This is a genomic window from Paenibacillus sp. MAH-35, from assembly GCF_058135425.1.
In genome coordinates this window covers 61,132-67,566 of the sequence record NZ_JBYUPU010000041.1, presented here as the reverse complement: position 1 = coordinate 67,566, position 6,435 = coordinate 61,132, and the positions used below count along the sequence as shown (strand labels likewise).

Genomic DNA, 6,435 nt, shown 5'->3' with positions numbered 1-6,435 from the left:
CAGTCTTCTTGAGCTTTACAATGAACATCACCCCCAAAGGGGATAATCTTGGAGGAGCCGGATGCGATGACCCGCACGTCCGGATCTGTGAGAGGCCCATGCAATTGTGCATGGGCCTACTCGATTTTCGCCGCCCATATCGCGAAGGAAATGATATAATAATTCCAGAACTTATGTACTTGCGAGAATGGGACGGGGAGAGCAGCATGACGGTCAAAACGATTTTACTTGCGGACGACGAAGCGTCGCTCCGCTTCTTGCTTACGGAGACGCTTGCGGATGAAGGGTATGCCCTCTCGGAGGCGGAGGACGGGCGGCAGGCGAAGGAATGGCTGGAGGCGGAGACGTTCGATCTCGTGATCCTCGATTATATGATGCCGGAGCTGACCGGGGTGGAAGTCTGCGAATGGCTGCGCGGCTCCGCTTCGCCGAATCGGGACATTCCGGTTATTCTGCTCACGGCCAAGGCGCTTGAGAAAGATAAAGAACGGGCCAAAGCGGCGGGCATTACGTCTTATATCGTGAAGCCGTTCAGTCCGCTTCAATTGATCGACGACGTCGGCAAGCTGCTGGGCGACGGTTAACCGGCCGGGAAAGGGACAAGCCATGATTCCACTACCATCCAGAAGTGTAGCGTCCAAAGTGTCGCTTCTCATCGTGCTCGTCATGACGCTGTTCGCAGCTGTCGTGCTGTCGGCCGGATTGCTGATGAATAACCATATTACGGGGACGCGGGAGAAGCTGGAACTGGAGCTCCAGGATCAGGCGCTGGTCGAGAAGCTGCACAGCGAGTCGCAAGCTGTCGTTTCCGATTTGAGGGCTTATTTGGCGTTCGGCCGGGAACAATTTTTGAATGAATTTTTACATAGGCAGCAAACGTTCGGGGAGATGCTCGATCAAGTGTCCGGGCGTTTCCAGAGCCGCGATTACGGAGAGAAGTATACGGATTCGTGGGACGCCATCCGCGAAGCGTGGTCGAACTACCGGAATTCCAGCGCGGTCGTGATCGAACTGAAGAAGAACGGCGATATGGAAAAAATCGAGCAGATGTCCAGCACGACGACGACCGGAAGCGTAACCGAGATGAGCCGCAACTTCAATACGATTCTGGCTGCCCAGACCGAATCCGTCGAGCGTTGGCTGGACGACAACCGGAGACGGACGGACCTGCTCATCCTGCTTCCCTTGTTCGCCGTGGCGGGGGCGGCCGCTGCAGGACTGCTGCTTGTGATTTATTTAAGAAGCAGCGTCATTTCTCCGATTATCCGGGCAGATCGGGCTGTTAATCAAATCGCCGGAGGCGAATATGCGGAGCTTGCCGTCAGCTCGCGCCATGACGAGCTGGGGAGGCTGGAGCGCGGCATCAATATCATGTCCCGCCAGTTGAAGCAGCGGCATGACGCGCTGCAGGAGACGAACAAGGAGCTGATCGACCAGCGGGATTTGCTGGAAGCGCAAAACGAGGAAATATCCGCCCAGCAGATCGAGCAGCAGGAAATGCTGTTCAAGCTGACCGACCGTGAACGGGAGCTGGAGCTGATCTCGAGCTACCAGGAGAAGCTGGCCGGCCATGTGGAGATGAGAGCGTTTCTGGATCATTCGGTTACCGCGCTGCTCCAGGCGCTCCATCAGGATTCGGCCGTGCTGATCGCGCCAAATCCGGAAACGTCCGAATACGACGTCATCTATGCGTACGGTTATCCCGAAGGCGCCGTTCCGGCTTCCTTCAAGGAACTGTTCGGCCCGAGCCGGCGTACGCTGGCGGAGAAGCAGCCGCTGTACCGCAACCGGCCTCTGGATTCGGACGAGCGGGGCATACATGGCGGTTACGCCTATGCCCGGGATCAGTATTATCCGCTGCTGGACGAGCAGTCGAGTCCGATCGGACTGCTCCTGCTTACCGCGTACGGTGCAAGCGAGGAGAACGATACGCAGCACCGGCTGGCGTACGGGCTCGTCCGTCAGTTTGCGCTCGCTTTCACGGCTCAGATGACGAACGAAGAGCGCCGCAAACAGGCGTATCTGCTCGAGGAGTTGAACGAAGAGCTGTCCCAGGAGCGCGACGGCCTCCAGCAGCAGCGCGATCTCGTCCGCAGAATCGTCGAGTCGATTCACGAGGGCATGGTGATGTGCGACCGGAATGGGCGGATCGTCTTCTCCAATGAGCGGATGAACGAAATGTTCGGGTTCGACCGTTTCGCCGGCTCGTCCGTGCTTGATTTTTGCCGCTACCTGGAAGCGGGTATGCCGGGCAGGACGCGGTTATGCGACTTTACGGAAGCCGTCATGCACGGATCGATGGACGAGCTTCAGGAGCGCTTCACGATCAGCCGGGAAGACGGACGGGAACGGCATTACGAGCTGTACGTGAATGCAATCCCCGATCCGGTCGAGCATACGCCGAGCTACCTGTTCGTCTTCCGCGACCGGACGAGCGAAGAGATGGCCGACGAGATGAAAAACGAATTCATCAGCATCGTGTCGCACGAGCTGCGTACGCCGCTTGCGACCGTGCTTGGATTTATGGAAATTTTGCTGCACCGCGACATCGCCAAAGAAAAGCAGCAAAAGTATATGGAAACGATCTACAAGGAAGCGAACCGGCTGTCGAACCTGATCAACGATTTTCTCGACCTTCAGCGGATGGAGTCGGGCAAACAGACGTATCAGATGGTGCCGGCCAATCTGTCCGCCATCGTCCGCGACGTGGCCGAGCAGTGGCAGGGCAAGCACAATCACCGGGCCGAGCTCCGCATCGAGCCGGACGTGTTCGTCACGGCCGACATCGACCGGATGACGCAGGTGATGCACAATCTGATCAGCAATGCCGTCAAATATTCGCCGGATAGCGACAAGATTGTCGTGAAGCTGTGGAAGGACGAGGAGCATGCGGTCGTCGAAGTGCGGGATTTCGGTCTCGGCATACCGGAGGACGCCAAGGAGAAGCTGTTCTCCAAGTTTTACCGGGTGGATAATTCCGACCGCAGGCAGATCGGCGGCACGGGACTCGGACTCGCGATCGTCAAGGAGATCGTCGATTCTCATAACGGGACGTTATCGTTCGATTCGGAGCTCGGCCAAGGCTCGACGTTCCGGGTCCGTCTGCGGACGTACAGCGTCTCCGGCCTGGGAGGCAAGGTCGTCATCGTAGAGGACGACGAGAACTTGTCCAAGCTGATCGCAGTAGCGTTCGAGAAGCTGCAGTCGCCGACGGTCCGCATCCGCAGCGCCGAGGACGCGATCCTGTCGCTGCGGGATACGTCCGACCGGGCGCCGCTGCTGTGCATCGTCGATATTCAGCTGGAGGGGGCGAAGTCCGGCTGGGACTTTATAACGGAGCTGCTCCAGCATCCGGTCTATAGCGGCACTCCGGTCATCGTATCTACGGTGCTGGAGCCGCCGAAACATTTTCTGGAGACGGAGACGGGCAAGTTTTTGCGCAAGCCGTTTACGATCGACCGTCTTCTGGAACTGGCATCGGGTCTTATGGAACGGACTCCGCACCAAGCGTCGGTCGTCTTCCCGGTTCAGGACGAGGCGGCGGTTGCCGCTGCGCTGGAGCAAAAAGGGCTGCGGGTAGCGGATCTGAAGATTAACCGGGACACCATTGAAGTGGAAGTGAAGAAACATGACAGAGACGAATAACACAGACAGTCTGGACAAAAAGCGCAAAAACGAACGGCTGATGCGCGAAGGGAAAACCCGGTTTCTGGCCGAACTGGATAAGCAGATCCGGGATATGGAACGGTTGCTGGAGCGGATTGACCTCGACTTTGACGAGAGCCGCCCGAATCAATTGTACCGGCATGTCCATACGCTCAAAGGAAGTGCCCCGATATTCGGCTTCGACAGCATCGGCGCCGTGGCGCAGTCGCTTGCCGAGGAGTGGGAGTGGACGCAGGAGGAGACGGAGCGGGAGCCGTCCGCGCCGGCGGCGGCCCACTTGGCCAAGCAAAGCGTATTGAACAGCAAAGCGAGCCTGATGCAGTTGAAGATGGAGCTGATCATCCTGCAGCGGCAGCAGCAGTTGACCGTGCAGCAGGAGCAAGGCTTCCGTCAGCTCCAGACGGGACTCGGCAGCAAGCTGCTGGTCATCGACGACGACGACGTGCTCCGCTCGTTTCTGGTCAGACGGCTGGAACTCGACGGGTACACCGTCCATGAAGCGGATTCCGTGGAGCGTGCCAAGGGCATGCTGCACGACGACGTCTACGATCTGATTTTGCTGGACCTGATGATGCATCCGCAGTCGGGTTACGAGCTGTTCGATCATTTGAAGGAAGATCCGACGTTAAAATGGCTTCCACTTATCGTTCTCTCCGCGCGCTGCGACGTCCATGACAAAGTGCGCTGTCTGCTGCTCGGCGCGAACGATTACGTGACGAAGCCGTTCCAGTACGAGGAACTGGCGGCGCGCATCTACAGCCTGCTCTCCCGTACGAAAAGCTTCGAGCAGCTGGCGTTCCGCGATCCGCTTACGGGCGTGTACAACCGCCGCTACTTCGATCATCAGGTCGAGCTGGAGCTGCAGCGGATCGCCAGATATCCGGTCCCGATCTCGCTCGCCTTTATCGATATCGACCGGTTCAAGACGATTAACGACAGCTACGGCCATGCGATCGGCGATCTCGTCCTGCAGGGGCTTGCGCATTTGCTTCAACAGCATTTGCGCCCGACCGATATTTTGGCCCGCTACGGCGGGGAAGAGTTCGTCGTCGTGATGCCGAACACGACCGGAGAGCAGGCAGCGCAACTGCTGAACAGCGTGCTTCAAGTGACGAATAAGCAGCCGGTCGCGCAGTATGAAGGCCAGTCGTTCTCGATCACCTTCTCCTGCGGCGTATCCGAGTGGACCGCGGGTTTGCCTACGGCACATTGGATCGCGCTTGCTGATGAAGCGATGTACCGGGCCAAGCAGCAGGGACGGAATCGCGTTCTGCAATCTTGCGGCAGCATAGAGCCGGGCACCGCGTCAGTTCTGGAGGCGCCGCCGAAGCTGAGGCGCGTACTGGTCGCAGACGATGACGGCATACTCCGCTCCATTCTGGTGGCGCGTCTGAAGCAGTTGCCTGTCGAAGTCGCAGAAGTGAGCGACGGGGAGGAAGCGCTGGCATACTTGTCCGCGCACGGGACCGATCTGTGTATCCTCGACGGGGTTATGCCCAAGCTGGACGGATTTGCGCTGCTGCGCAAGCTGAAGTCCGACTCCGGCGACCGGTACAGGCATGTCCGGATTCTTATGCTCTCGGGCAAGAAGCGCGAGGACGATATCGCCTTGGCATTGCGGCTCGGAGCCGACGAGTATATGTCCAAGCCGTTCTCGCTTGTCGATCTGGAGATGCGGGTGAAGCGTCTGCTGGAGCTGGAGAGCTGAGCCTTGCCGCCCGCGCCCGATCGAAGGTTGCGGGCACTTGTTTTATCGTTCACGGTCTCTTCAACAATTTCCCTTTTCTTGTCGCAGGTTCCAGTAGTATGATGGGATTAAGGGAGGTTATGCTCTGCAGGTCTATCGCAAGCGGTCATGACCGATGAACAAAACCGACATTACGGAAGAAACGGGGGAATGGAATGATATACGTTTTGGCCATCTTCGGGGCTGTTGCCGTTTTAATCTACTTGTTCTACGGGACGATCCATGTGGAAGTGACGGAAACGAAGGTGAGCTCCGATCGTGTGAACGGAGAATTGCGAATTGTTCAAATATCCGATCTGCACGGTCGAACTAAATTTTGGAGCGGTACGGTCGGGGATATCGTCGACTCGCTTAAACCTGACATCGTGTGCGTAACCGGCGATCTGTTCAACAAGCTGGAGCAGCTTCCGGAAGTGATGAGGGAGCTGACCGGGCTGCGGTGCACGTACGTTTATTTCGTGCCAGGCAACCATGAATGGGAGGAGAAAACCGGGTTTCGCAAACGAAAGCTGACCGAGGCGGAGCACATCGATGTCTTGCGCAAAATCGGCACGCGCAACATTCGGGTGCTTGCTAACGACGGCGAGCTGGTCGAGATGAAAAACTCGCGAATCCTCGTCTACGGCTTCGATAACTCGGTATACGGACGGGAGCGCTACAACCCGCCGCAAGAGCAGCTGGAAGGAGCTTTCCGGCTTACGCTCGGCCATTCTCCGGGGATCGTCAGGTGGCTCGACCAGCGGTCGATCGGCTACGACCTGCTGCTGGCCGGCCATACGCACGGAGGGCAGATCCGCTTGTTCGGCAAGTCTTTGTGGCCCTACAACCGCTACCACACCGGGCTTAAGGAAATGAAGCCGGATCAGCATGTCTATGTAAACCGCGGACTGGGAACGGTCCATCTCCCGCTGCGATTCGGATGCCGCCCGGAAATTGCGCTGATCCGGGTCACCGGCAAACCGTGATTGGATTCGCCTCCCTCCTTTTGGTACAATCGAAGCTGGGAGGCGATGGAGATTGGA

General features: G+C 58.0%; 4 protein-coding genes. All 4 read left to right on the top strand.

Annotation, left to right across the window (positions count from 1 at the left end):
* The first annotated feature begins 206 nt into the window (after nt 1-206).
* The 4 genes from AC3Y2E_RS28395 to AC3Y2E_RS28380 all read left to right on the top strand — a co-directional run bounded on the left by AC3Y2E_RS28395 (nt 207) and on the right by AC3Y2E_RS28380 (nt 6,378).
* Nucleotides 207-584 carry a response regulator gene (locus AC3Y2E_RS28395; protein ID WP_190929121.1) on the top strand — a complete coding sequence of 126 codons (378 nt, stop codon included), beginning with the start codon at nt 207-209 and terminating at the stop codon, nt 582-584.
* 22 nt (nt 585-606) lie between these two features.
* Nucleotides 607-3,645: an ATP-binding protein gene (locus tag AC3Y2E_RS28390; protein WP_379216514.1), complete on the top strand. Its 3,039-nt coding sequence runs from the start codon at nt 607-609 to the stop codon at nt 3,643-3,645.
* Nucleotides 3,629-5,374 (top strand): diguanylate cyclase, encoded by a 1,746-nt coding sequence (locus tag AC3Y2E_RS28385; protein WP_379216512.1) that lies wholly within the window; start codon nt 3,629-3,631, stop codon nt 5,372-5,374. Before AC3Y2E_RS28390 ends, AC3Y2E_RS28385 begins: the two co-directional genes overlap by 17 nt.
* Before the next feature lie 194 nt (nt 5,375-5,568).
* Nucleotides 5,569-6,378: a metallophosphoesterase gene (locus tag AC3Y2E_RS28380; RefSeq protein WP_379216510.1), complete on the top strand. Its 810-nt coding sequence runs from the start codon at nt 5,569-5,571 to the stop codon at nt 6,376-6,378.
* Nucleotides 6,379-6,435: the final 57 nt, after the last annotated feature.